This window comes from Undibacterium umbellatum (genome assembly GCF_014284125.1).
Classification (GTDB): domain Bacteria; phylum Pseudomonadota; class Gammaproteobacteria; order Burkholderiales; family Burkholderiaceae_D; genus Undibacterium; species Undibacterium umbellatum.
Genome location: NZ_JACOFX010000060.1, coordinates 1 through 808 on the forward strand (window position 1 = coordinate 1; position 808 = coordinate 808).

An 808-nucleotide genomic window follows, 5' to 3' on the forward strand; every position below is an offset into this window, starting at 1 on the left:
AAATCCTCGCTGTTCACCTCATTCAATACGCCGTCTTTCATCGCCACATCACCCAGCACATAGCAACCATGTTCAAGGCTGTAGCCGATGTAATCGATGGTATCCACGCGCTTGATGTTGTAAAGCTGGTCCGCAAGAATCCGCTTTAACTGGTTGCTGCTGCCGTTATACATAGCGCCCCCAGCCATACCCAGCAAACGCTTATTAAACTCCGCAGAGCATGCAATTTGAGAGGCAGTAAACGTGTTCTTCACCGGCTTGCCGTCATGCGGGAATGACACACGGAAGTAATACCAGCTCTCGTTCGTGATCAGGTTTTCCTGAAAATACAAAGCCTTCGGCAAACAGTTGGCAATTTCATAGACCGTGCTCGATGTCACCAGCGCCTGGTCACGCAAGGCATACTCAGACAAGGTTTTTGAATCCTCACTGTTGTCCTGCTGCTCTCTGGCTTTGTTGTAGCGTTCAAGATCGAGGCGAAACCAGAACAGCCGGTTACCAAAATCAAAATAAAACTCAGTCTGGCCACCGTCATGCTTGTAGCGCAGCAAAGCTTTTTCCTCCGGGGATTTCGCCAGCAGCAAGTCCCCGTGATAGCGGTATTCTTCGATGTCTTTTTCAGACAGTGCATCGCGCTGGTGCGCATCATTCCAGTCCAGCTTAGTCTTGCCGTCCTGCGGTATCTGTGCAGCCGCACACTCCCAGCCTGCAGCCCTGGCTTTATCAACATGCTTCTTGGTATAGCTGCGCCCGGCATTGTCGCCGTCCAGCGCCCAAACAAGACGGCAATCCATGTTCCCACGCGAGG

Annotated in this window: 1 protein-coding gene; it reads right to left on the reverse strand. The window is 51.9% G+C overall.

Features of this window, described 5'->3' with window-relative positions; all coding sequences use genetic code 11:
- A partial coding sequence (locus H8L47_RS29155; RefSeq protein ID WP_230413958.1) for a toprim domain-containing protein occupies positions 1-794 on the reverse strand: 794 nt, incomplete at its 3' end.
- Positions 795-808: the final 14 nt, after the last annotated feature.